Below are 24,835 nucleotides of genomic sequence, written 5' to 3' on the forward strand. Positions count from 1 at the left end.
TAAAAGGTATGGGTATCGCGATGCTAGCTGTCTTTAATTTCTAACAACTTTACGCACTGGCTTGGAAGCGCTTTGGGCTTTTTCTTTTTGGGCTTGCTCGTGGCCGCTTTTGGTGCCGCAGGTTTTGGTTGTGGCTTCCAACTCGCTAATTCCGCACCGCAACCATCGCCAGCAGGAGGAGCTGCTTGAGGTTGACAGGAACTGCTGCCTTGCGGGCATTTCAGTCTTACATGCATGTGATAATGATGCCCCCACCACGGTCGTACTTTACGTAGCCATTGGCGATCACCCTGCCCCTCTGTGGCGCATAACTTTTCTTTAATCACTGGATGCACAAAAATACGTGCGACCTGTTGATCTTGGGCCGCCATTTTAACCAGCTCGAAATGGCGATGATCCCAGTTACTCTTCAGCAATCGGTATTGTTGCAAGTTCACCATGCTCAAAGGTTCAGGTTGAGACAACTGCTGAGCAGACAGTTTGTCGTCCGCTAGCTTCAGCCAGATATCGATATCCAACCCAGTTTGATGACTTGAGTGGCCTGAAGAAAAACGCCCACCTTGAGGTAAGGACATGTCGCCGATAAGAATATGAGTCGCCAATTGTTGCTGAGCAAGGTTGGCTAACCGCTCAACAAAACTGACCGCATCAGGATGGCCATAATAGCGCTCACGTTGACTTCGCAGTACTTGATAGCCTTGTCCATCTAATGGCAACGATGCTGCGCCAGTCAAACAGCCATTGGCGTAGCTGCCGATCGCATCGGGCGCATGCTGTGAAGGCGCTGATTTTTGCTCCCAAGGGCTGGCATTAAGAAACGGAGTAAATAAAAGACCTGTCAGAGCCCAAGCTCGCATCGAATGACCTAAGTTGAACATATTGAGCTCCTTCTTGCTTTCCTTTCGCTGGCGCTAGTAATGTTCGCCGTTGTCGTAATACCCTTTCGCCTCAAGCGCATTGAAAATAACCGCGACATCCACATCTTCACCGATCATCCCACGGACTTGGCGAGTAATAATGCCAGCAACAGCATCTTGTGTTTCTTGGCCGCGATCAAACCACAACACTTCGACAAATGGATACGCTTGACTCACTTCACCTTCATGATAAAACGTCGTGTAGATATATTCGAAGGTAAAGTCCTCTCGAGGGCAGTCCATATGCGGTTGCAGTTCATCGATAAGAGACTTAGACAGAGTTTGCACAGTTTGTGGCTCTACAGCACGAAAACGTAAATGTGGCATCATTTGCTTCCTTTTATTATTTGTTTGGCCATCATACCAAGTTCTTGCCCATTGTCTCGATAGACACTCTTTTACGAGAGGTTTGTGGATAATGATTAATCTATCTCGTCGTTCAGGCGCTCAAGATTAGGGCGCAGCGTTAACGTCATCATCTCTCCATCGCTGTGCAAAATGGCCTGCCACTTGGTATGAGTCCAATCCATTTCACGAACGGCCTCTTGGGGGAAACGATTGAGAAACTGAATCAGCGCCTTATCGACCTGATTACGCTGCTTGGTCGATTTAGCCAGTCGTAGAGCTTCAGTGACATTAAAGCTCTCATTAGCGATAGAAATTCGATCCAATTGAAAGCCGTCTCTACGTAAATTGAGTTGAACCTCGCTAAGCTGATGAGCCGAATAAGGCGCCAATAAAGTTAAGTTAACCGTATCTGCGGTTATGACCAATTCGGCATAGAAGGATAGGCGATAGTAGCCGAACTCATCTAAACAATAACGTAGCTCACGTTCCCCACAAGCATACCAATCACTGCCCTCCACCTGTTGGCGTAACTGTTCTTGGCTCAAACTCGCTAATGAATTTAACCCTGCCTGAGCCTGGAAAGTCGCAATGAGTAATATGCAATACAGCCGAACAATACGCATAGAGTCTCCATAAAAAACAAAGCCGCTGACAAGTCAGCGGCTTTTCTGTTCATGTATGCCTTATGGCATCTCGTCGAACTCTGCACCCTCTTTTTCTACTTGAGGTGGCATTAGGTGTTCTTTGGTAATACCTAGTTTCAATGCCAGTGCCGAGGCAACATAGATTGAAGAGTACGTACCTACCGTAATACCCAGTAGAAGTGCGGTAGCAAAGCCGTGAATCAACGCACCGCCTTGAGTAAACAGGGCGATAACTACGAACAAGGTCGTACCAGAGGTAATCAAAGTACGGCTCAATGTTTGTGTAATTGAGCTGTTCATGATGTCAGCGGGTTCACCTTTACGCATCTTACGGAAGTTTTCTCGGATACGGTCGAATACAACAATGGTATCGTTGAGCGAGTAACCAACCACCGTCAGCAATGCCGCCACAATAGTCAGGTCAACCTCAATCTGCATTAACGAGAATACGCCAAGAGTGATGATCACGTCGTGTGCCAGTGCCAATACCGCACCCGCAGCCAAACGCCACTCAAATCGTACCGAAACGTAAATCAAAATACAGATGAGTGAAACCAGAATCGCAAGACCACCCGCCTCAGTCAGCTCATCACCAACATTAGGGCCGACAAACTCGATACGACGCATTTCAACGCTTTCACCCGTGCCATCTTTGATTGCAGAAAGAATCTGGTTACCCAAAGTCTCACCAGCAACATCATCGCGAGGACGAAGACGTACCATAACATCGCGCGCGCTACCGAAGTTTTGCACTGTTGCATCACCAAAGCCTTTGGCTTCAAGTGCACCACGAATTTCTTCTAGGTTTGCTGGCTGTTCGAAGCCCACTTCGATCAAGGTACCACCGGTAAAATCTAGACCCCAGTTCAACCACTTGGTTGATAGAGTAAAGATAGAAGCACCAATCATCAAAATTGAGAACACGAATGCCAGCTTCGACCAACGCATAAAGTCGATCGTTTTTTCTGCTTTTAGAATCTGAAACATACTAATTCCTAGCCTTAGATCGACAGTTTGTTGATTCGCTTACCGCCATACATCAGGTTCACGACACAACGTGTACCGACAATAGCTGTAAACATTGAAGTAAGGATACCGATAGACAGCGTTACCGCGAAACCTTTGATTGCGCCTGTACCCACAGCAAACAGAATGATTGCGGTAATCAATGTGGTGATGTTGGCATCAGCAATAGTACTGAAGGCGTTCGCATAACCTTGGTGAATCGCTTGCTGAGGGTTACGCCCTTCGCGCAGCTCTTCACGAATCCGCTCAAAGATAAGAACGTTGGCATCGACTGCCATACCGACCGTTAGAACGATACCAGCGATACCAGGGAGCGTCATCGTCGCGCCTGGAATCATCGACATCACACCGATAATCAGGACTAAGTTTGCCATCAGCGCCATGTTGGCAATAAAGCCAAACTTACGGTAGTAAAGCAGAGTAAATAGCATTACTGCGACCATACCCCAGATACACGCTTGAATACCCATGTCGATATTCTGCTGACCCATAGAAGGACCAATCGTACGCTCTTCTACGATAGAAATAGGCGCGATCAGAGCACCTGCACGCAATAGTAGCGCGAGGTTATGAGCTTCAGCGGCAGAGTCGATACCAGTAATACGGAAGTTACGACCTAGCGCAGATTGAATCGTTGCTTGGTTAATCACTTCTTCGTGCTTAGATAGAATGACTTTGCCTTCAGGTGTACGACGGCCACTGTCTTTATACTCAGCGAACACGGTAGCCATCAGCTTGCCAATGTTTTTCTTCGAGAATGCAGACATCTTGTTACCACCTTCACTATCAAGTGAGATGTTAACTTGCGGACGACCATATTCATCGACACTTGAGCTTGCATCTGTGATGCTTTGACCACCAAGAATCACGCGCTTCTTAAGAACGACAGGGCGACCGTCACGATCTTGCTTAATTTCGCTGCCTGCTGGTGCACGGCCATTAGCGGCTGCCGCTAAGTCAGCACTTGCATCAACTTCACGGAACTCAAGCGTTGCCGTCGCACCTAAAATTTCTTTCGCGCGAGCTGTATCTTGAACACCTGGCAGTTCAACCACAATGCGACTAGCACCTTGACGTTGAACCAACGGCTCAGCCACACCCAGTTCGTTTACACGATTACGTAGGATGGTGATGTTTTGCTCAACGGCGTAGTTGCGAATTTCAGTTAGGCGTTGCTCAGTAAAGGTTGCTGTCAGTGCAAAGCGACCATTAGAGTCTGAATCAACAAAGATCATGTCCGGATGGTTTTGCTTTAGCAGAGCTTCCGCTTCCGCCAGCTGCTCAGCATTACGCAGCAACACCTCTACCCCTTCCTTGCCGGAAGGACGGATAGCACGGTAACGAATTTTTGCTTCACGCAGCTCGCTACGGAACGCTTCTTCTTGCTGACCAACGAGCTTTTCCATCGCAGCATCCATATCCACTTCCATCAAGAAGTGAACACCACCACGTAGGTCGAGACCTAGTTTCATCGGTGCGGCGCCGATTGACTCAAGCCAATCCGGTGTTGCTGGAGCGAGGTTAAGAGCAACAATTTTGTCTTTGCCAAGCGCTTCGTTGATTACGTCACGCGCACTGATTTGCGTATCAGTGTCAGAGAAACGTACGAGAATGGATCCATTTTCTAGAGCAATGGATTTATGAGATAAGCCCTGTTCATCAAGAGCTTGGGTTACAGAATCCAGCGTTGACATATCAACAGAGGCGCCACGCGCCCCTGTAACTTGAATTGCCGGATCTTCACCGTAAATATTTGGAAGTGCGTACAATGCCGCGATAGCAATGGTAAACATCACCATCAGATACTTCCATAAAGGGTATCGGTTTAGCACAGCGGAGATCCTTTAGCTGTTTATAGAGACTTTAGCGTACCTTTTGGTAGCACTGCAGTAACGAAGTCTTTCTTGATAACAACTTCATTATTTGTGTTCAGCTCGATAGAGATGTAGTCGTTGTCTTCTGCGATTTTCGTGATTTTACCCACTAGGCCACCGCTGGTTAGAACTTCATCACCCTTACCCATAGAGCTCATAAGACTCTTGTGCTCTTTAACACGCTTAGCTTGTGGACGGTAGATCATGAAGTAGAAGATCACCGCGAACATACCTAACATGATTAGCATTTCAAAACCGCCGCCTGCTGGTGCGCCTTCTGCTGCTGCGTGAGCTTGAGAAATAAACATTAAAACATCCTCTAGTATTTTTATTAATGTCCAAGTTGGGCTTTCGCAATTTAGTTTCAAGTCCGAGAGTGACTAATAGAGATCGCTCTCTCAAAAATAGCTTGCGTCTGCCTACTTTATTAGCAAAAGCCTCTGGCAAAATGCCAAAGGCTTTGAATCTTTATATCGTGTCAATTATTGCTCTTTTGATAGCGGCGGCACTTCACGGCCACGACGCTCATAGAACTCTTTCACGAACTCATCGAAACGATCTTCATCAATTGCGCTACGAATGCTTTCCATTAGGCGTTGGTAGTAACGCAGGTTATGGATTGTATTTAAGCGCGCACCTAGAATTTCGTTACAACGCTCTAAGTGGTGAAGGTACGACTTAGAGTAATTTTGACAAGTGTAACAGTCACAATGCGGATCCAGTGGTGTTGTATCCGTTTTGTGTTTCGCATTACGGATCTTGATCACACCCCCCGTCACAAACAGGTGGCCATTTCGCGCATTTCGCGTTGGCATTACACAGTCGAACATATCGATGCCGCGACGAACACCTTCAACCAAGTCTTCTGGTTTGCCGACACCCATTAGGTAACGAGGCTTATCTTCCGGCAATTGTGGACATGTGTGCTCAAGAATACGGTGCATGTCTTCTTTCGGCTCACCAACGGCTAGGCCACCAACCGCGTAACCATCAAAACCAATGTCAGTTAGGCCTTTTACAGACACATCACGCAGATCTTCGTACACACCGCCTTGAACGATACCAAATAGGTTGTTCGGGTTTTCTAGTTTATCGAAGTGATCACGAGAACGCTGTGCCCAACGTAGTGACATTTCCATCGACTTCTTCGCTTCATCGTGCGTCGCTGGGTATGGCGTACACTCGTCAAAGATCATTACGATATCTGAACCTAGGTCTTTCTGGATTTCCATCGACTTCTCAGCGTCCATGAAGATCTTGTCACCGTTTACTGGGTTGCGGAAATGTACCCCTTCCTCAGTGATGGTGCGCATCTTACCAAGGCTGAATACTTGGAAACCGCCTGAATCAGTAAGAATAGGACCGTGCCAGTTCATAAAATCGTGCAGGTCACCATGCATTTTCATGATTTCTTGACCTGGGCGTAGCCATAGGTGGAAAGTGTTACCTAGCAGTATTTCAGCACCCGTGCCTTTTACTTCTTCAGGCGTCATACCTTTAACCGTGCCGTAGGTACCCACTGGCATAAATGCTGGTGTTTGAACTGTGCCACGTTCGAAGGTCAGTTGACCACGACGTGCAACACCGTCTTTTTTCTTAAGATCGAATTTTAACTTCACGAAGCCTCCGGTTGTCAGAGAAACAGTCTGACGATATTTTCGGGATTATCCCATTGTAGGAGCGGTCGCCTTCCGTGCGAGATGCAAAATAACCGATTATTCTGCTTCCTAGCGTACTGCTAGCACTCGTAAACAGTAAATTTTAAAAAAGCTTACTAGCAAAATATTACGCTTTAAGAGCAAGGAAAAAGCGCGGAGCTTACGAATGTAAGTGAGCACTTTTGACGCAGCTATTGAAGCGTAAGATACAGCTAGTCCGTTTTTTTCTTGATGAACATCGAATCACCATATGAGAAGAAGCGGTACTTATTCTCTACAGCGTGTTTGTAAGCGTTCATCGTATTTTCATAGCCTGCGAATGCACTGACTAGCATGATCAGTGTCGATTCTGGCAGGTGGAAGTTAGTGATCAAACAATCAACTAACTGATATTCGTAACCAGGGAAGATGAAGATCTCGGTATCGCCGAAGAAAGGCACGAGTTCGGTACCTTTTTTGATCGCATCTTGCGCCGCACTTTCTAGAGAGCGCACAGACGTTGTACCTACCGCAATGATACGGCCTCCACGCGCTTTCGTCGCTTGAATAGCATCCACCACTTCTTGCGGTACTTCAACGTACTCAGCGTGCATGTGGTGCTCATTAATATTGTCGACTTTAACCGGCTGGAATGTCCCTGCACCAACGTGCAAAGTGACATAAGCAAACTCTGCCCCTTTCGCTTTGATCTTCTCAAGCAAAGGCTCATCAAAATGAAGGCCCGCTGTCGGTGCTGCAACTGCACCCGGCTTTTCATTGTAAACCGTTTGGTAGCGCTCTTTGTCTGAGTCTTCATCTGGACGGTCAATATAAGGAGGAAGAGGCATGTGACCAATCTCTTCCAGTACCGCCAACACATTCTGTTCAGCGTTAAACTTCAGCTCGAACAGTGCATCATGACGCGCGACCATTTCCGCTGAATATTCGTCGTTTTCGCCAATAAAAATCGTCGACCCCGGCTTCGGTGATTTAGAGCAGCGAACGTGCGCGAGGATGCTCTTCTCATCGAGAACTCGTTCAACCAGCACCTCAAGCTTACCGCCTGACTCTTTACGGCCAAACATACGCGCTGGAATCACGCGAGTATTATTGAAAACCACCAGATCACCCGGCTGTACTTGGTCCAGCACATCGGTAAACGTGCCATCAACGAGTTCCCCCGTGTTGCCATCCATTTGCAGTAGACGGCTAGCAGTACGTTCAGGTTGAGGGTAACGAGCAATAAGCTCATCCGGTAAATCAAAATGGAAATCTGATACTTGCATGTTACTAAATCTTTTGTCGTGGTTTCTTTTATCGTGATGAAAGCCGAGCTGATTCTGTCACAAACAGACGACGAGTTTTTCGCAGCCGACTAGTATATTGCGCATGGGAGCAATATCAAGAAAAGAGATGTGAATTATTGTAATCATTTGCACAAATTTACCATCAATCCTTCACTAAATTGTCTGGTAATCCTCACCAGTTGATTTACCGCAAAAAAGTCGCAGTTATAGCAGCAAAAACGCGTTTAGCTCTCAAACTCAGAGTAAGAAAGTCACTATATTTAAAGAGCCAAGAATAATAATCAGGAGGCAGCCATGATTAAGGTAGAAGACATGATGACGCGAAATCCGCACACGCTTCTTCGCTCTCATAACCTCGCCGACGCCAAACATTTAATGGAGGCTTTGGATATTCGCCACGTGCCTATTATCGATGCAGATAGAAAGCTACTCGGCGTCGTCTCTCAACGTGATGTCCTTGCCGCTCAAGAATCCAGCCTACAGAAACTTCCAGAAAATCAATCCTACACGCTCAATACTCCGCTCTTTGAAGTGATGAAAACCAGCATTATGTCGGTCGCCCCACAAGCGGGATTAAAAGAAAGCGCCATCTACATGCAAAAACATAAGGTGGGATGTTTGCCTGTGGTCGAAAAAGGCCAGCTGGTCGGCATTATTACCGACAGCGATTTTGTTGCGATTGCCATTAACTTACTCGAACTTCAAGAAGAAGTTGAGCCGGAAGAGATCGAGACCGAGACCGTCGAGCCACAAGAGATCAATTGAGTCTCTACACTTCAAGGATAAGCGCTAGGAAGACTTACATCTTAGTGCTTATCTTCGCTTCTCATCTGAAAGCAGCACACCTTCATTTAGACTTGTGCCAAATTAAACTAATTTACTATCCCACAAGTGTCATAATTTAATTATAATTTACTAACAATTATAAAAATAATATCAACACGTCAGTTCCGTCTCATAACAATCATTTATACAGACAGACAGGAACATAGGTATGAGCCTTAAAAAACTATTAACCTTGGGGTTTGGAGTAATCCTAGGCCTAATATTAATCATCTCGATTGTTGCTTCGCTGCGTTTTTACCAATCAAGCAATGGGTTTAATACCTACCGAGCACTCGCACTAACCAGTGTTTCAACAGGCCGTATTCAAGCCAACATCCTTGAAGCGCGCTTAGCGGCACTCAAATACATCAACAGCCACGATGTGGCCAATATCGCTGAGCTCAACAAGCGAATTGAAACCTCGATCGCTTTAATCGAGGAGGTCCTCGACTCCCATATCGACGACTTGCACAAAAACGAATTTATTACCATTGAAAAGCAATTGGCTGAGTACCAACGTGGCTTTAACAAGGTGATTCAACTTGTCAATCAGCGCAATCAGTTGGTGAGTAATCAACTCGACCCCGCCGGCCTCAATATGCGCCAGTCAGTGACGAACATAATGAACCAAGCAAATGCTGAGGACGACCTAGACGTGGCAGTCAGTGCCGGGACTTTGCAACAGCACCTGCTACTTTCTCGACTCTATGCGTCTAAATTCCTAACCAGTAACGAACAAAAAGACGCTGAGCGAGCGAAGAAGGAGTTCGCCCTGGTGGATACGCTTGCTGCGACGGTAGAAGATCAACTGATGTCAAATGAACAAATTAACTATTTACGCGAGTTTAGTCAGGCATTTGTTCAGTACCGACAAACCTTTGATCAGGTCGTTGATACCATCAATGAACGTAACAGTACCATTGCCAATACGTTAGATGTCATGGGCGCTTCCGCAGCCAAAACCATCGAAGAGATCAAACTGGCCACAAAAGATACTCAAGATGCGTTGGGCCCAGAAATGGTGGATCGTTTCTCCAGTGCACAAGCCGTCTTGATGGTACTGTCTGCCGTGGTCATTGTTATGGCATTGGGTATTGCGGTGGCTATCTATCGCAATGTACTTAAAGTGGTGGGTGGTGAGCCAAGCGATATTCAAGCCATTGTGGCAGAAGTCGCCTCAGGTGATTTATCGACTCAAATCCAAACTACAGGCAAAGAAACCGGCATCTACGCCAATATCTTACAGATGCGTACCGAGCTGCGCCGAATCATCGATGGCTTCCACCAGATCTCTGACAATGTTTCCTCTTCTTCAATGTCGCTGAATGGCATCATGGTAGAGACGGAAAACAACGCTCAGCAAGAACTCAGCCAAGTCGAACAAATTGCTACCGCAATCAACGAGCTTTCGAGCACTGCGGCTGAAGTCAGCCAAAACGCAGCCAACGCAGAAAGCGCCGCTAGCGATGCAACCAACAATGTGGTGGAAGGGGGTCGAATCCTTGATGCTTCAGATGAGGTATCGAGCAAAGTCGACAACTCGATTGAGGAAACATCGAAAATCGTCAATCAATTGCAAGAATACTCAGTCGAAATTGGTACCGTTGTGGAAGTTATCAACTCGATTTCAGAGCAGACTAACTTACTTGCTCTGAATGCGGCAATCGAAGCCGCGCGAGCCGGTGAACAAGGGCGTGGGTTTGCAGTGGTTGCTGATGAAGTTCGTTCACTTGCAGCAAAAACTCAGCAATCGACAGTGGATATTCAAGACATTATTTCTCGCCTACAAGCGCAAGCAAAAGATGCCAATGAATACATGCAGTCCAATCTAGCCTTAGCGGAAGATTCACGTAACTACAGTGAGCAACTTCGTTCGGCGTTTGCCTCGATCACTCAGTCTGTATCAATGATTTCAGATATGAACACCCAAGTGGCTACCGCTTCAGAAGAGCAGTCAGGAGTGACGCATGATATTTCCGAGAACGTATCGCACACCTTTGATTTGGTGAACAAGAACGTCTCCGGTATTCAAGACAGCAAACATGCCAGTGATGAACTGTCTAACTTGGCAGTCAAACAGAAGGATTTGTTGGGCTTCTTTAAACTCTAGACAAAAAAAGAGCGGCCTGCGCCGCTCAAAACATGTCAAAGTTTATGCCTAAACAGAATATCTGTACCTAAAAATCAAGAGAGTGAATGCCTGACTCTTCACTCTCTTGAGCGGTACTAAATGGCTAAGGGATTAAAATTGGTCCTCTTCAGTTGAACCGGTTAGAGCCGTTACCGATGAGTTACCACCTTGAATCGTATTGGTCATCTTATCGAAGTAACCCGTACCTACCTCTTGCTGGTGCGCTACGAAGGTGTAACCTTTCTCAGCAGCTTGGAACTCTGGGCGTTGTACTTTCTCAACGTAGTGACGCATACCCTCACCCTTCGCATAATCATGCGCCAGTTCAAACATGTTGAACCACATGTTATGGATACCCGCTAGAGTGATGAACTGGTACTTGTAGCCCATGTCAGACAGCTCTTGTTGGAACTTAGCAATGGTCTCTGCGTCCAGATTCTTCTCCCAGTTGAATGAAGGAGAACAGTTGTATGCAAGCAATTGGTCTGGGTACTCAGCATGAATGGCTTCAGCAAACTTACGCGCTTCTTCCAGACACGGAGTTGCCGTTTCACACCAGATTAGGTCTGCGTAAGGCGCGTACGCTAGGCCGCGAGCGATTGCTTGGTCGATGCCAGCACGCACACGGTAGAAACCTTCTTGAGTACGCTCACCTTGAATGAAGTCTGCATCGTATGGATCGCAGTCTGAAGTGATTAGGTCTGCAGCGTTCGCATCAGTACGTGCGATAACAAGAGTTGTGGTACCTGAAACGTCTGCCGCGAGACGAGCAGCAACCAGTTTTTGCACCGCTTCTTGAGTAGGAACAAGAACTTTACCGCCCATGTGACCACACTTCTTCACTGACGCTAATTGGTCTTCGAAGTGAACACCGGCTGCGCCCGCATCAATCATCGACTTCATCAGTTCGTAAGCGTTAAGTACACCACCAAAGCCCGCTTCTGCATCCGCGACGATAGGTAGGAAGTAATCAATACCGCCTTCATCTGCTGGAGACTTGCCGTTTGACCATTGGATTTGGTCTGCACGGCGGAATGAGTTATTGATACGTTTCACTACTGATGGAACCGAATCCACTGGGTACAGAGATTGGTCAGGGTACATGGTTGATGCTGTGTTGTTATCTGCCGCTACCTGCCAGCCTGATAGGTAAATCGCTTCGATACCCGCTTTCGCTTGTTGTACAGCCTGACCACCCGTTAGAGCACCAAGACAGTTTACGTAGCCTTTCTTAGCGTCCCCGTTGACTAGTGACCACAGCTTGTCGGCACCACGTTGGGCGATGGTATTTGCAGGTACCATAGAGCCTCGTAGTTCAACGACTTCTTCAGCCGTGTATGGGCGTTTTACATTTTTCCAGCGTGGGTTAGTTGCCCAATCTTTTTCTAGAGCTTCAATTTGTTGGCGGCGAGTTAAGTTAGTCATCGGTCTATCCCTCTATTGATGAGCGCTTCTTATTTGGTGGTCGGCGCTGTGGTTTTTTTTCCTTTGGCGGTACATCCATCTCCGCCGCAGAACATTCACGTTATTGGTTTGGTTTTACTAATTTGTTTAGTCCAGATAGTCGTAACCTGGAATGGTTAAGAAATTGGTCAGCTCGTCACTGGTGGTCAGTTTCGCCATCAACTTAGCGGCTTCTTCAAAGCGGCCCGCTTGATAGCGCTCCTCACCGATTTCCTGTTTGACGACGTTAATTTCTTCACTTAGATATTGTTCGAACAAGGCTTTTGTCACGGTCTGGCCGTTATCCAATGATTTTCCATGTTGAATCCATTGCCAAATCGAAGCGCGGGAGATTTCAGCGGTCGCGGCATCTTCCATCAAGCCATAGATAGGGACACAACCGTTACCGGAGATCCATGCTTCGATGTACTGCAAAGCGACGCGAATGTTATGGCGCATACCATGTTCAGTAATATCGCCCTCGCACGGAGCAAGTAGATCTTCTGCCGCCACCGGCGCGTCTTGTTGACGAGAAACATTCAGCTGGTTAGTACGCTCACCCAACGCTTGGTCAAACACCACTAACGCCGTATCGGCAAGGCCAGGGTGAGCGACCCAAGTACCGTCGTGACCGTTGCTCGCTTCTAAAGACTTGTCGTTGTAGACCTTGTCCAATACTTGCTGATTAGTTTGCGGGTCTTTAGCTGGGATAAAGGCGGCCATTCCTCCCATAGCAAAAGCTCCACGTTTGTGACAGGTACGAACAAGTAAACGCGAGTATGCATTTAGGAACGGCTTGTCCATAGTCACCACCTGACGATCCGGCAATACGCGATCTGGGTGTTTTTTCAACGTTTTTATATAACTGAAGATGTAGTCCCAACGGCCACAGTTCAAACCAACGATATGCTCTTTAAGTGAGAATAAGATCTCATCCATCTCGAACACAGCGGGAAGGGTTTCAATCAATACCGTTGCTTTAATGGTGCCTGTGTCCAAACCGAAATAATCCTCGGTAAAGTGGAAGACTTGGCTCCACCACTGCGCCTCTTTGTGAGACTGCAACTTAGGAATGTAAAAGTAAGGGCCGCTGCCTTTTTTCAACAACGCTTTGTGGTTGTTGTAAAAGTAAAGCGCGAAGTCAAACAGCGCCCCGGGGATGATCTGACCGTTAAAGGTAACGTGTTTTTCTTTTAGATGTAGCCCACGCACACGGCAGATCAAAACAGCTGGGTTGTCATCCAGCGCATAGTGCTTACCATTCGCCGGGTTGGTGTAGTTAATGGTCCCATTAACTGCATCACGCAAATTAATTTGACCGTCCAACACCTTGTCCCAGGCGGGAGCCAAAGAGTCTTCAAAATCAGCCATGAATACTTTCACGTTAGCATTCAATGCGTTGATTACCATTTTTCGGTCCGTAGGCCCGGTAATTTCAACTCGGCGATCTTGCAGATCTTGTGGAATTCCCTGGATCTTCCAACTTCCTTCTCTGATATCTTGCGTATCCTCAAGAAAGTCCGGCAGCTCACCATCATCAATGCGTGCTTGCTTCTCTTCTCGAGCGGCGAGCAACTCATCAACCTGATTAGCGAACTTGTCACACAGCAGAGATAAAAAGGTTTGGGCTTCAACAGGGAAAATCGCCTGATGGTCTGGTGAAAGGGTACCAGTCACATCAAGCATGCCTTCGGTTAGAAAGGTTTCTTGGGCTTCTGTTGTTTTTTCTCTATCTGGTGTATTGGCAAGCATAGTTAAATTCCTTTCAAAGCTTATTTGGCCATAAGTTACATTTGTAACTATCAAACAACAAAGCAACTTCCTTATGAATCATTGTTCGCGACCAACTTGTTCTGTCTTCTGGCTCTACTTTCGCCAAGCTTGCTTCGGTTTGCAATCTAGACATAAGTCTTACTGGGCCTGCATTTAAGCTATAACAATAAGCGCTAGAGTAAAAGTACTAAAGTAAACAAAACGTTAAATTCAAAGTTTTATTCCGAACACTTCAAGTAATTGATTGCACCCCTCAAGATGTAACTAGTTACGTAATTTAATTACAGTAAAATTAGGGGTGTAAAATCGTTTCAAACGCACGTTTGATTTGGGTAAAAGTAGAGGGAAGCCTTTAGCAGCAAGGAGAATTGATGATATGCAACATCAACATCAAACAGGTGGTATTTTTTTATCTGTAAAATTCACATTGTGAAATTTCACAATTTAATGAAAGCTTCATCAAAAATATGCTGTGAAATTTTACAAGTTAAAGTTTACCGACAGGATAAAATGCTAAAAAGCGCACGATTAACAGTGCGCTTTTTGAAGAGAATTGAGCTTTACTGGCTAATACTTATCGCTAAAGCAGCTCTGACACGACTTCAGCTAATTGATTAAAAGTACTCACTCGAGATGAACTTGGACGCCAAACTAAGCCAATATGACGGTGTGCCTGCTGCCCTGGCGCATCAATCACGACTAAATTCTGGTTATCGATCAAGCCATGATCAATCGCCATTTGAGGAATAAAGGTCGTCCCCATACCATTAGCCACCATCTGCACCAAAGTATGCAAGCTGGTAGCTGAAAACGGGTTGATCTTCTCTTTTGCTGTCAATTGGCAAGCTGACACTGCATGTTCCGTTAAACAGTGCTCTTTCTCTAATAAGAAAACAAACTCGTCAGGCAAGTCGGCATATTTGATTGGGGTTTGTATCGCATCCGCCTGGTTTTGGCTGATGATCATCCGAAAAGGGTCATTCCCCACAATGCAGCTGTCCATGCCATCGATATCGACAGGCAGCGCAAGGATGAGCACATCCAACTCACCATGACGTAATGCGTCCAGCAAATTGGTTGTCGTGTCTTCGCGGAGTAAAAGGTTCAGCAACGGGAAACGTTGGTTAACCTCTTGAACTAAATCACACAATAAAAAAGGCGCAATCGTCGGGATACAGCCAACCCGTAGCTGCCCCTCCATTTCGTCACCTTGACACAACCGACCTAACTCAACCAAGTCTTGGCCTTTGGCTAATAACTCACGACCACTCTGAACCACCATCTCTCCAGCTTGGGTGAAAACCAGTGGGCTTTTCTTGTCCTTCTTTTCATAAAGAGGACACCCGATCAGCTCTTCTAGGTTTTGAATACCTTTACTCAGGGTGGATTGACTCACAAAGCACTTTTCTGCTGCTTCACTAAAGTGTCGCGTTTCGTGCAAAGTAATGAGGTAGTGTAACTGTTTAAGACTGGGCCATTTATTCATAAAACTATTTATAACTAACTAGTAGAAGTTGACCAAGTTAATGAATTCACACTTATCGTTTTTTTCGATTAACTTAATCTATTTAATTCGCTTTTTTCAATACTACAATCTGTACTATAGTTTGTCCCGAATAAACACGGACCGAACTGATATAACTCAAATCAGTTTGGAACTAACCATACTTTTTAGGAGCAAAAAAATGGTACTAGTAGGTCGTCAAGCCCCAGATTTTACTGCTGCAGCTGTTCTAGGTAACGGTGAGATCGTTGATAACTTCAACTTCGCAGAGTTCACTAAAGGTAAGAAAGCAGTTGTTTTCTTCTACCCACTAGACTTCACTTTCGTTTGCCCATCTGAGCTAATCGCTTTCGACAACCGTCTAGCTGATTTCCAAGCTAAAGGTGTTGAAGTAATCGGTGTTTCTATCGATTCTCAGTTCTCTCACAACGCATGGCGTAACACTGCTATCGAAGATGGCGGTATCGGTCAAGTTAAGTACCCACTAGTTGCTGACGTTAAGCACGAAATCTGTAAAGCATACGACGTAGAGCACCCAGAAGCAGGCGTTGCTTTCCGTGGTTCTTTCCTAATCGACGAAGACGGTCTAGTACGTCACCAAGTTGTTAACGACCTACCACTAGGCCGTAACATCGACGAAATGCTACGCATGGTTGACGCTCTTAACTTCCACCAGAAGCACGGCGAAGTTTGTCCTGCACAGTGGGAAGAAGGTAAAGCAGGTATGGACGCATCTCCAAAAGGTGTTGCAGCGTTCCTATCTGAGCACGCAGAAGACCTAAGCAAGTAATTTGCTTTAACACACCTAAGCTCAATGGGTGTGATGGTTGGACGATATAAAGCTAATTAAATAAAAAGCACTCAGTGCACAGCAAACGCCAATCAGTTCTAAGTAAAGTCTTAACGAAAAGCCCGAAGCACTGCTTCGGGCTTTTTTTCACTTAGATATAGGCGAAAAGACAACATATCGCTAAAGAGACAAAAAATATCGGCTTACAGACTTTCTCTATTTCTGCCCTTTAAAGTCTGCGAGGCTCTCTTTATGATGAGTCTAACTTGATTTTTCTAAGCGCAAGCAGCGCTTTTCGAATGAATACTTACATGGAGATTTAACATGGCTTACTTTTCTCTTGCCTTTGGTACAGCGACTAAAAACCGTGACGGCAAAATCATTGAAGCGTTTTTTCCAAACCCAGTGCTAAACCCTGGTGATGCACTTGTTGAAGCCGTTGCGAATGTTGCGGGCTACGAGCAAGGTAACCAAGCAATCGAAATTTCAGCAGCGCAAAGCGCTGAACTTGCCTCTGCATTCGAAGCACACGGTGATGCAGCGAACGCATCATTCGCGGCAAAAGCAGCAGAATCGGCCCAACCGCTTGTTCTCGTTGTTCTTGCAACTGATGAGAAACCAGCATCGGTTGCTGAAGGTTTCCTGAAACTACAACTGATCTCCAACCGCCTAGTTCAGCCACACGGCACAGTGCTAGATGGCATCTTTGGTCTACTGCATAACATCGCATGGACAAATGAAGGTCCAATCGACCTTCCAGAGCTTGCTGATCGCCAAATCGAAGCTCGCCTAGCGGGTCGTGCACTGTCTGTCGATTGTGTTGATAAATTCCCTAAAATGGTGGATTACGTGGTACCTGCAGGTATTCGTATCGCTGACACTTCTCGCGTTCGTCTTGGCGCACATGTGGGTGAAGGTACAACAGTAATGCACGAAGGTTTCATCAACTTCAACGCGGGTACAACAGGCGTAAGCATGGTTGAAGGCCGCATCTCTGCTGGTGTTGTTGTCGGTAACGGTTCGGATATCGGCGGTGGCGCTTCTATCATGGGTACCCTATCAGGTGGCGGTACTGTGGTTGTTTCAATCGGTGAGAACTCACTACTTGGCGCAAACGCAGGCCTTGGCTTCCCATTGGGTGACCGTTGTACGGTTGAGTCTGGTCTATATGTTACCGCAGGCTCGAAAGTTCGTATGCTTGACTCTTCAGGCCAAGAAGTTGAAGTCGTTAAAGCTCGCGACCTTGCTGGCGTATCCGATCTTCTATTCCGTCGTAACTCAGTGACGGGCCAAATTGAATGTCTGGCGAATAAATCAGCCGTAGAGCTTAACTCTGAGCTGCACAGCAACAACTAATTAAGCCCCACCTCTTTTAAGCCGAGCCTTGATGCTCGGCTTTTTTATGCTCTTCACGCCGCAACATCGACCGAATACTGCTTGCTGCAATCAACTTGTGAAAAGGAATGATTGCCTGCAAATAGATGGCCCCACAGAGAGTAAAAGTATCGACCTGAGTCGATAGGACAAACTTGCCAGAGTTTAGCTTCAACACCGAAAGGCTAACCTGGATATGTTTGTCCCGACTGGTACAGACAATTTCTTGATCACTGGAATAAGCCAATTGATGAATACCGCCCAACTCGTTGGTCATCAATTTCTGTAACGTAAGTGGCGTGATCTCAGGCGATGTCTCAAAACCCAATACGCCAACAATCTGATTTCGAAGCCGCATTAAACGTTCAATCCACGCAGGTAAGTGACCAAAAATGTCGAGGTACACCTGTTGAGGGGAGCGTAATTCATCCGCAACGACAAAACCAAAACTGTCACTAAAGCTCGCCTTAGGCGAATGATGACTTAACTGACTTTGGTTGGGTATTTCAACCATCTCAATTCGACTCATAATAGCGCCTTCATCATGTCCTTCATCGCCCCTCGGACTTCGCTCCCGCCAATCATGGCTAAAAACAGCAAGGCACCGGGAATCAAAATCATCATCAAAACCGGCCTTAACAAATAAGAAAAGCAAAAGATGGCCGGTAGGAAAACCAACCAGCGAGCCACCAAGACCAACCCATGTTGTAACGTATCCATGTTTCTCCTCCAATTATAAAAATGAGCACGCTCATTTTTATAATTGAGCGTGCTCAATTTGTCAACTCCGCAAGGTGAGCGTATGATTCGTCTGCACGGTTTTGGGTTAGGAATACAATGAGTAAACGAGAGCAAACAAGACAAAAAATCCTCGCTGCCGCTTGGCATCTATTCGAACAGCAAGGCTACCAAGAGACATCAACCCGGCAGATCGCTCGCCAAGCGGGCGTTGCTGATGGAACAGTGTTTAGCCACTTCGATACTAAGCTGGCCATTTTGCGTGAAGGCATGATGGGTCAACTGACCACGCTTTCCCAACAGAGCGAACTCCAACCGACCCAAGACGCACTCGAGCTAGGAATGCAATTTGCCAGAACCTATTACGGTTACTATTTTGCAAACCTAAATTTAAGTCGAGCACTACTCAAAGAAGTGATTTGGGACATGGATTATTACCAATCCTTCAACCGCGCTTTGTTTGATGCCACCCTGCTACCGGCCTCCGTGATCAATAAAATGCCAATCATCTTAGACTGCTACTTTATGACACTGATCAGTCACCTCAGTAAGGCGCAACCCGATCTGCAACTGGCGTTAGAAGAGCTGGAGTTTAAGTACCGAACGCTACTGGGAGAATCGCAACAATAGTGCGCGAACGCGCATAAGCTTGGCGCACGCTGAACCCCGCCACCTCGGCATAAATTAACATCTCGTTGACATTTTTATGCTCGAACGCTCATTTTTTATGATTTTTTGTTTTCGAATTGACCGGACTATGGAAAATTGAATCCGCGGTCGAAGCTAATGACAAGATCGCAGCCCTACGATTGCAGTGACTAAAATATAAGTAAGATAGCGAAAAAGGACATTTACCATGACTGAGCAGAAATACATTGTGGCTCTTGATCAAGGCACAACCAGCTCACGCGCCGTGATATTGGACCATGATGCCAATATCGTCAGCCTATCGCAGCGCGAGTTTACTCAGATCTACCCTCAGTCAGGTTGGGTTGAGCATGACCCGTTGGAAATCTGGGCAACCCAAAGTTCAACCTTTATTGAAACCCTTGCCAAGTCAGGCATTCGTAGCGATCAGCTGGCTGCTATTGGTATCACTAACCAACGCGAAACCACCATAGTGTGGAACAAAGAGACAGGCAAACCGGTATATAACGCCATAGTGTGGCAATGCCGTCGTACCGCAGAGATCTGTGAAGAGCTCAAGTCGCGTGGCTTGGAAGAGTACGTCCGGGAGAATACAGGCCTACTACTCGACCCTTACTTTTCTGGCACCAAAGTGAAGTGGATTCTCGATAATGTCGAAGGCGCACGAGAAGATGCCGAAGCTGGAAAACTGCTCTTTGGTACGGTCGATACCTGGTTAGTTTGGAAAATGACCCAAGGCCGTGTTCACGTCACTGACTACACGAACGCTTCGCGTACCATGCTATTCAACATCAACACCCTCAGTTGGGATCAAAAGCTTCTCGATGAGCTGGGTATTCCGGCTTCAATGATGCCAGAAGTGAAACGTTCGTCAGAAGTCTACGGCCAAACCAACATTGGTGGTAAAGGCGGTACACGTATTCCAATCGCGGGGATTGCGGGTGACCAGCAAGCGGCTCTCTACGGACAGATGTGTGTTGAAGCCGGCCAAGCAAAAAACACTTATGGCACTGGCTGTTTCTTATTAATGAATACTGGCCAAGAGAAAGTCACCTCAACGCACGGGCTACTCACCACGCTTGCTTGTGGTCCCTCAGGCGAACCGGCTTACGCGCTTGAAGGAGCTGTGTTTATGGGCGGCGCATCCATTCAATGGCTACGCGACGAAATGAAGCTGTTGGCCGATGCAAAAGACTCCGAGTATTTCGCAACCAAAGTTGACTCTTCAAATGGTGTTTATGTTGTCCCAGCTTTTACCGGATTAGGCGCACCATACTGGAATGCATATGCTCGCGGTACCATTGTTGGTCTTACCCGAGGCATTAGCTCGAACCATATCATTCGCGCTACACTCGAAGGAATTGCATACCAAACTCGCGACGTTCTTGATGCCATGCAAGCAGACTCGGGCATTAGCTTAGCGAACTTACGTGTTGATGGTGGCGCGGTTGCGAACAACTTCTTGATGCAGTTCCAATCTGACGTTCTCAATACCGAGGTCCACCGCCCACAAGTCACAGAAGTCACCGCACTCGGGGCCGCGTACCTTGCAGGACTGGCCGTCGGCTACTGGGACAGCATTGACGAGCTGCAAGATAAAGCTGTGCTGGATCGCACCTTTGAGCCACACGAATGCGAAGAAAAACGCAACCGCCGTTATAAAGGCTGGAAACGTGCAGTACAGTGCACTCAAGTCTGGGCCGACATGCACACAGACGAAGACTAGCTATTCATCACGTCCTCTATGGCATTTAAAGAGCATCCATTGCGGTGCTCTTTTTGCGTTTTACCCCGTATTCCTTCATCGCGGGACTTCTCACAACGAACGAATTCGAGCACAATAAAACGAGTTATTATTTTCGAATATCGAGCACTGAGGGTTGCCCTGTGCCACTAGGAGTAAAAAGTGAAGCAAGTACCGAGGCATCAGCAGATCGTAGAGCTAGTGCAAAAACAGGGATACGTTAGTACGGATGAACTGGTCGAGCAGTTTAACGTCAGCCCACAAACCATTCGACGTGATCTTAACGAACTCGCTGACGCCAATAAAATCCGCCGCTACCATGGTGGAGCGACTATCCCTCTAAGCTCCGAAAACACCTCTTACAACACCCGTAAAAGCTTAAACTTCAATGAAAAAGATGTGGTTGCGGAAGAGCTCGTTAAACACATTCCTGACGGCGCAACGTTGTTTATTGACATAGGCACAACCCCTGAAGCCGTTGCCCGCGCATTGAACAAAAACCACAAGCAATTACGAGTCGTCACCAATAACATCAATGTCGCCACCATTTTATTACCCAATCCGGAATTCAAAGTCATCCTTGCTGGCGGTGAAGTTCGTAATCGAGATGGCGGGATTGTCGGAGAGGCAACGCTTGATTTCGTTAAGCAGTTCCGTTTGGACTTTGGAATTTTAGGTGTGAGTGGCATCGATTTTGATGGTTCATTGCTGGACTTTGACTACCATGAAGTTCGCGTCAAGCAAGCGATCATCGAAAACAGTCGCAGTGTGTTCCTCGCGGTTGATCACTCAAAGTTTGGCCGTAATGCCATGGTGAAATTAGGCAATATCTCCCAACTGCATATGTTGTTTACCGATAAAGAGCCGCCTAAAGAAATTCAAGCCATTCTTAAAGAGCACGGCATCCCTCTAGAAGTCATTGGTTAAAACAAAAAACACACACTTCTTAACAAACCCAAAACACCAAAGATACAAACCAAGCCTCCATGATCTCATGGAGGCTTTTTTGTGCGCAAATCACACAAAACGAACATAAACGAAAATAATTAATGATCTTAAACGAAAGTGTAGTTAGGATTCCAATATGTTCAATTATGCTCGTTCGCTCACAAGAGGTCATTTTATGAGTATCAATCAATCTGCCACCCCTCCTCCTTTAGATATGATCATTATTGGTGGTGGTATTAATGGTGCAGGTATTGCAGCAGACGCTGCTGGACGAGGGCTTTCTGTTGGTTTGTATGAGGCAAATGACTTTGCATCCGCTACCTCATCTGCGAGCTCAAAATTGATCCATGGCGGTCTACGCTACCTTGAGCACTACGAATTTCGTTTGGTTTCCGAAGCACTTGCAGAGCGAGAGGTCTTATTAGCCAAAGCACCACATATCGCTCAGCCGATGCGCTTTCGATTACCACACCGACCATTTCTACGCCCAGCATGGATGATTCGTTGTGGGTTGTTCTTGTACGACAACTTAGGTAAACGCACCACGCTTCCTGCCAGCGAGTCCATCGATTTGACTCAATCAGGGCTGTTAAAGCCAGAGATGAAAAAAGGCTTTGAGTACTCCGATTGTTGGGTTGACGATGCACGCCTTACCCTACTCAATGTACTCGCAGCGAAAGAGCATAACGCCGAAATTCGTAATTACTGCAAAGTAGAAAAAGCGACTCGTAAAGGAGATCTTTGGCATGTCACCATCGAGGATGTAATGACAGGCCAACGTTTTGAGCGCCAAGCGAAAGCACTTGTCAATGCAGCAGGGCCTTGGGTGAAAACATTTTACGATGACGGCTTAGAACAAACGTCTCCACGCAATATCCGCTTGATCAAAGGCTCTCACATCGTCATTCCGCGCATTCACGATGAGCCTCAAGCGTATATCTTGCAAAACAAAGATCATCGCATTGTATTTATGATCCCTTACTTGGATAAGTTTTCCATCATAGGAACGACAGACGTCGAATACAAAGGCGATCCCCGCGATGTGACTATAGATGACAACGAAGTGGATTACTTGATTGATATCGTCAACCAGCACTTTGTACACCAGCTAACCAAAGACGATGTGGTGTGGAGTTACAGTGGCGTGCGCCCTCTGTGCGATGATGAATCTGATTCGCCCCAAGCGATTACTCGCGACTACACGCTTGAGTTAGAGGCAGAATACGATCAAGCCCCATTGCTATCGATTTTTGGCGGCAAATTAACAACCTACCGAAAATTAGCAGAATCGGCGATGAGAAAACTAGAGCCATTCTTCCCTAGCATGGGGGCAACTTGGACTGACAAACAAGCACTACCGGGCGGGAACTTCAGTTGTACACGTGAGCAACTCGCGCAATCTGTTCGCTCACAATACCCTTGGTTATCGCAAGAGTTGGCGTTTCGCTATGTGTGTCAGTTTGGTAGCCAGACTTGGCAGCTGCTACAAGGCATCACCAAGCTCGAAGAAATGGGGCAAGAGTTCAGCCAACAAGCGGGCGGCATCTATCAAGCCGAAATTGACTATTTGCTCAAACATGAACTGGCACAAACAGAGCAAGACATCTTGTGGCGTCGTACCAAGCTTGGGCTATACATCGCCGAGGATGAACGAGCGGAGTTGAACCGATACTTACAATCAGTACAACAAGCTAAGGTCGTCAGCTTGTCTCAAGTTAGCTAGTTTCCCTCCCCCCTCCAAGGCGAAGCATAAGAAAAGCTCTGCCTTGGAGGATTTTCCCTCTCTCAGTTTACCCGGGGTGGCCGTCCACTCTCGGACGCATTAACATCGAACCAAACTTATAAACAAATAAAGCAAACGCCAGAACCCATAGCCCTGCACTCACATTGACCCACAGCAGCATACTTGACGGTACCAAGGCGACACCCACACTGCGAACGAGAGCGGCTGCAATAATGGCGATAAATGCCAGTGACATGTTCGGGCCTTGGTATATCGCGCGACCAGTATGGCCCATTGTGACTCGAGCAATCATGGCCAAGATCACCCCACCAATGGCACCAATTGCGAATAAGTGCAGCATATTGTGCGCAGCAAATGGATTATCCAGCACCCCTCGCAGAATTAAGCTGACAGGAATACACAGATAAGTGGCATGCAGCGACCAGACTAACGGCTCACTCAGCGTACGCCACGGCTGCCAACGTGACACTCGAATTAAATGCGCAACACCAGAAAACAACATCAATGGCTGTCCCAACTGAGCGAAAGTCATTGGGAAGAAGCTCAAAATGAACAACCCGACTAAAGGTAAGTTCGCCGCCCAGTCTAGCCAAACGATCGGTTGAGGTTTCTCAAAGTTAAATCGACGAGCAGTAAAGAAAGGAATAACGCGACTGCCCATTATTGAGAGTAGCAAAGTAAACCACCACAACATTGCCTGCCAAACAGCTGAAGGCGGAAATGGAGGCATCCCCTTTATCGCAGCGTAACTGGCAAAGTTAGCGACGATTGCCAGAATAAAGAGCGGGACAAAGAATAGATTACGCCACCCTTTCGCCTTTACCACCCGAACGCCAATTTCGTAGGCGGTGAGGGCTAAAAATAGTGCTTCAATGCTAGAAATGAGCCACAAAGGTGTCGGAGTCCAGAACAACACTCTTGGTAGCAACCAAAGCACCACTAGCAATGCCAATCGATGATGTTTAGTCCCATTGATACCGGTCCAGTTCTGTACTGCAGTTAGAACAAAACCTGCGACAATTGCCATAGCAAAGCCAAACAACATTTCATGCACATGCCACCACAATGCAGGGACCTGTAACTGACTCGGCTGGCCGGATTGGAACATCCATACCCAAACAGCAATGGCTAACACCGCGTACACAGAACCAAGCAGAAAGAACGGACGAAAACCTAAGCGAAGTAATGGAGGAATAGCTTCTTCAACTTTTTTATCGGTAATATTGAGCACAGAATGACTCCTGAAAATTTTGCAAACAAACATCTATTAGCCATGACATCGCAAGAAACATTCCAACTACAAGTGGCTATATATTTCAATCACTTAAAACAAGGACAACTTAAAATAGCGTCAATATGACCAATCAAACTCATGTCAATGTGACTCTATAGTGTTATTTTTTGTGGTTTCTTTTATCGG

The 24,835-nt window shown here is 46.6% G+C and carries 22 protein-coding genes; 8 read left to right on the top strand and 14 right to left on the bottom strand.

The features are described 5' to 3' along the window. Nucleotides 1-23 precede the first annotated feature (23 nt). The 8 genes from mepA to queA all read right to left on the bottom strand — a co-directional run bounded on the left by mepA (nucleotide 24) and on the right by queA (nucleotide 7,732). Nucleotides 24-878, bottom strand: coding sequence for a penicillin-insensitive murein endopeptidase (mepA, locus tag RH45_RS21075; RefSeq protein WP_008081271.1), 855 nt, complete (start codon nucleotides 876-878; stop codon nucleotides 24-26). A gap of 33 nt (nucleotides 879-911) precedes the next feature. Continuing rightward, nucleotides 912-1,244, bottom strand: a complete 333-nt coding sequence (locus RH45_RS21080; protein WP_008081272.1) for a DUF1904 domain-containing protein — start codon at nucleotides 1,242-1,244, stop codon at nucleotides 912-914. Nucleotides 1,245-1,339: 95 nt separating this feature from the next. Next, entirely contained in the window at nucleotides 1,340-1,888 is a 549-nt protein-coding gene (locus RH45_RS21085; RefSeq protein ID WP_008081273.1) for a hypothetical protein, read from the bottom strand. Between the two features lie 60 nt (nucleotides 1,889-1,948). After that, nucleotides 1,949-2,896 carry a protein translocase subunit SecF gene (gene secF / locus RH45_RS21090; protein WP_008081274.1) on the bottom strand — a complete coding sequence of 316 codons (948 nt, stop codon included), beginning with the start codon at nucleotides 2,894-2,896 and terminating at the stop codon, nucleotides 1,949-1,951. Nucleotides 2,897-2,910: 14 nt separating this feature from the next. Next, nucleotides 2,911-4,767, bottom strand: a complete 1,857-nt coding sequence (secD, locus tag RH45_RS21095; protein WP_071986204.1) for a protein translocase subunit SecD — start codon at nucleotides 4,765-4,767, stop codon at nucleotides 2,911-2,913. 20 nt (nucleotides 4,768-4,787) lie between these two features. Continuing rightward, on the bottom strand, nucleotides 4,788-5,117 hold the full coding sequence (yajC, locus tag RH45_RS21100; RefSeq protein WP_004747918.1) for a preprotein translocase subunit YajC: 330 nt from the start codon (nucleotides 5,115-5,117) through the stop codon (nucleotides 4,788-4,790). Between the two features lie 174 nt (nucleotides 5,118-5,291). Then, nucleotides 5,292-6,428 carry a tRNA guanosine(34) transglycosylase Tgt gene (gene tgt, locus RH45_RS21105; RefSeq protein WP_008081276.1) on the bottom strand — a complete coding sequence of 379 codons (1,137 nt, stop codon included), beginning with the start codon at nucleotides 6,426-6,428 and terminating at the stop codon, nucleotides 5,292-5,294. 251 nt (nucleotides 6,429-6,679) lie between these two features. Then, complete coding sequence (gene queA, locus RH45_RS21110; RefSeq protein WP_008081277.1) at nucleotides 6,680-7,732, bottom strand: tRNA preQ1(34) S-adenosylmethionine ribosyltransferase-isomerase QueA; 1,053 nt, start codon at nucleotides 7,730-7,732, stop codon at nucleotides 6,680-6,682. 315 nt (nucleotides 7,733-8,047) lie between these two features. Here queA and RH45_RS21115 point away from each other — a divergent pair, with 315 nt between their 5' ends. Then, nucleotides 8,048-8,518: a CBS domain-containing protein gene (locus RH45_RS21115; protein ID WP_008081279.1), complete on the top strand. Its 471-nt coding sequence runs from the start codon at nucleotides 8,048-8,050 to the stop codon at nucleotides 8,516-8,518. Between the two features lie 229 nt (nucleotides 8,519-8,747). Further along, nucleotides 8,748-10,688: a HAMP domain-containing methyl-accepting chemotaxis protein gene (locus RH45_RS21120; protein WP_008081280.1), complete on the top strand. Its 1,941-nt coding sequence runs from the start codon at nucleotides 8,748-8,750 to the stop codon at nucleotides 10,686-10,688. 132 nt (nucleotides 10,689-10,820) lie between these two features. Here the strand turns inward: RH45_RS21120 and aceA are convergent, their stop codons facing one another. The 3 genes from aceA to RH45_RS21135 all read right to left on the bottom strand — a co-directional run bounded on the left by aceA (nucleotide 10,821) and on the right by RH45_RS21135 (nucleotide 15,411). Further along, nucleotides 10,821-12,134, bottom strand: a complete 1,314-nt coding sequence (gene aceA / locus RH45_RS21125) for an isocitrate lyase (protein ID WP_008081281.1) — start codon at nucleotides 12,132-12,134, stop codon at nucleotides 10,821-10,823. A gap of 126 nt (nucleotides 12,135-12,260) precedes the next feature. Continuing rightward, nucleotides 12,261-13,904, bottom strand: coding sequence for a malate synthase A (gene aceB, locus RH45_RS21130; protein WP_008081282.1), 1,644 nt, complete (start codon nucleotides 13,902-13,904; stop codon nucleotides 12,261-12,263). A gap of 601 nt (nucleotides 13,905-14,505) precedes the next feature. Next, nucleotides 14,506-15,411, bottom strand: a complete 906-nt coding sequence (locus RH45_RS21135; protein WP_008081285.1) for a hydrogen peroxide-inducible genes activator — start codon at nucleotides 15,409-15,411, stop codon at nucleotides 14,506-14,508. Nucleotides 15,412-15,610: 199 nt separating this feature from the next. Here RH45_RS21135 and RH45_RS21140 point away from each other — a divergent pair, with 199 nt between their 5' ends. Further along, complete coding sequence (locus tag RH45_RS21140; protein ID WP_004413049.1) at nucleotides 15,611-16,219, top strand: peroxiredoxin C; 609 nt, start codon at nucleotides 15,611-15,613, stop codon at nucleotides 16,217-16,219. Between the two features lie 324 nt (nucleotides 16,220-16,543). Then, the gene (gene dapD / locus RH45_RS21145; protein WP_008081286.1) at nucleotides 16,544-17,575 is read left to right on the top strand and encodes a 2,3,4,5-tetrahydropyridine-2,6-dicarboxylate N-succinyltransferase; all 1,032 of its coding nucleotides are present in this window, start codon (nucleotides 16,544-16,546) and stop codon (nucleotides 17,573-17,575) included. Nucleotides 17,576-17,591: 16 nt separating this feature from the next. On the opposite strand, the gene RH45_RS21150 is transcribed toward dapD, so the two are convergent. Beyond that, nucleotides 17,592-18,122 (bottom strand): DUF2867 domain-containing protein, encoded by a 531-nt coding sequence (locus RH45_RS21150; protein ID WP_008081287.1) that lies wholly within the window; start codon nucleotides 18,120-18,122, stop codon nucleotides 17,592-17,594. Continuing rightward, entirely contained in the window at nucleotides 18,119-18,313 is a 195-nt protein-coding gene (locus RH45_RS21155; protein WP_008081288.1) for a hypothetical protein, read from the bottom strand. The genes RH45_RS21150 and RH45_RS21155 overlap by 4 nt, the downstream gene beginning before the upstream one ends. Before the next feature lie 117 nt (nucleotides 18,314-18,430). Between RH45_RS21155 and RH45_RS21160 the strand changes: the two genes are divergently transcribed. From RH45_RS21160 to glpD, 4 genes are all read left to right on the top strand, one after another. Then, nucleotides 18,431-18,961 (top strand): TetR/AcrR family transcriptional regulator, encoded by a 531-nt coding sequence (locus tag RH45_RS21160; protein WP_008081290.1) that lies wholly within the window; start codon nucleotides 18,431-18,433, stop codon nucleotides 18,959-18,961. A gap of 226 nt (nucleotides 18,962-19,187) precedes the next feature. After that, nucleotides 19,188-20,705, top strand: coding sequence for a glycerol kinase GlpK (gene glpK / locus RH45_RS21165; protein ID WP_008081291.1), 1,518 nt, complete (start codon nucleotides 19,188-19,190; stop codon nucleotides 20,703-20,705). Between the two features lie 180 nt (nucleotides 20,706-20,885). Next, nucleotides 20,886-21,650 (top strand): DeoR/GlpR family transcriptional regulator, encoded by a 765-nt coding sequence (locus tag RH45_RS21170; protein WP_008081294.1) that lies wholly within the window; start codon nucleotides 20,886-20,888, stop codon nucleotides 21,648-21,650. Between the two features lie 196 nt (nucleotides 21,651-21,846). Next, on the top strand, nucleotides 21,847-23,394 hold the full coding sequence (gene glpD / locus RH45_RS21175) for a glycerol-3-phosphate dehydrogenase (RefSeq protein WP_039959042.1): 1,548 nt from the start codon (nucleotides 21,847-21,849) through the stop codon (nucleotides 23,392-23,394). Between the two features lie 67 nt (nucleotides 23,395-23,461). On the opposite strand, the gene RH45_RS21180 is transcribed toward glpD, so the two are convergent. Next, nucleotides 23,462-24,646 carry an NnrS family protein gene (locus RH45_RS21180; RefSeq protein WP_008081297.1) on the bottom strand — a complete coding sequence of 395 codons (1,185 nt, stop codon included), beginning with the start codon at nucleotides 24,644-24,646 and terminating at the stop codon, nucleotides 23,462-23,464. Between the last annotated feature and the right edge of the window lie 189 nt (nucleotides 24,647-24,835).

The sequence above is a fragment of the Vibrio sinaloensis DSM 21326 genome (assembly GCF_000189275.1).
In the GTDB taxonomy this organism is placed as follows: domain Bacteria; phylum Pseudomonadota; class Gammaproteobacteria; order Enterobacterales; family Vibrionaceae; genus Vibrio; species Vibrio sinaloensis.

Bases quoted from the DNA above. Each gene is read 5' to 3' on its own strand.
- dapD (WP_008081286.1), top strand. From the start codon at position 16,544: ATGGCTTACTTTTCTCTTGCCTTTGGTACAGCGACTAAAAACCGTGAC.
- aceA (WP_008081281.1), bottom strand. From the start codon at position 12,134: ATGACTAACTTAACTCGCCGCCAACAAATTGAAGCTCTAGAAAAAGAT.
- mepA (WP_008081271.1), bottom strand. From the start codon at position 878: ATGTTCAACTTAGGTCATTCGATGCGAGCTTGGGCTCTGACAGGTCTT.
- RH45_RS21080 (WP_008081272.1), bottom strand. From the start codon at position 1,244: ATGCCACATTTACGTTTTCGTGCTGTAGAGCCACAAACTGTGCAAACT.
- RH45_RS21140 (WP_004413049.1), top strand. From the start codon at position 15,611: ATGGTACTAGTAGGTCGTCAAGCCCCAGATTTTACTGCTGCAGCTGTT.
- yajC (WP_004747918.1), bottom strand. From the start codon at position 5,117: ATGTTTATTTCTCAAGCTCACGCAGCAGCAGAAGGCGCACCAGCAGGC.
- RH45_RS21085 (WP_008081273.1), bottom strand. From the start codon at position 1,888: ATGCGTATTGTTCGGCTGTATTGCATATTACTCATTGCGACTTTCCAG.
- glpK (WP_008081291.1), top strand. From the start codon at position 19,188: ATGACTGAGCAGAAATACATTGTGGCTCTTGATCAAGGCACAACCAGC.
- RH45_RS21115 (WP_008081279.1), top strand. From the start codon at position 8,048: ATGATTAAGGTAGAAGACATGATGACGCGAAATCCGCACACGCTTCTT.
- RH45_RS21155 (WP_008081288.1), bottom strand. From the start codon at position 18,313: ATGGATACGTTACAACATGGGTTGGTCTTGGTGGCTCGCTGGTTGGTT.
- queA (WP_008081277.1), bottom strand. From the start codon at position 7,732: ATGCAAGTATCAGATTTCCATTTTGATTTACCGGATGAGCTTATTGCT.
- RH45_RS21160 (WP_008081290.1), top strand. From the start codon at position 18,431: ATGAGTAAACGAGAGCAAACAAGACAAAAAATCCTCGCTGCCGCTTGG.
- RH45_RS21150 (WP_008081287.1), bottom strand. From the start codon at position 18,122: ATGAGTCGAATTGAGATGGTTGAAATACCCAACCAAAGTCAGTTAAGT.
- RH45_RS21120 (WP_008081280.1), top strand. From the start codon at position 8,748: ATGAGCCTTAAAAAACTATTAACCTTGGGGTTTGGAGTAATCCTAGGC.
- aceB (WP_008081282.1), bottom strand. From the start codon at position 13,904: ATGCTTGCCAATACACCAGATAGAGAAAAAACAACAGAAGCCCAAGAA.
- RH45_RS21135 (WP_008081285.1), bottom strand. From the start codon at position 15,411: ATGAATAAATGGCCCAGTCTTAAACAGTTACACTACCTCATTACTTTG.
- glpD (WP_039959042.1), top strand. From the start codon at position 21,847: ATGAGTATCAATCAATCTGCCACCCCTCCTCCTTTAGATATGATCATT.
- secF (WP_008081274.1), bottom strand. From the start codon at position 2,896: ATGTTTCAGATTCTAAAAGCAGAAAAAACGATCGACTTTATGCGTTGG.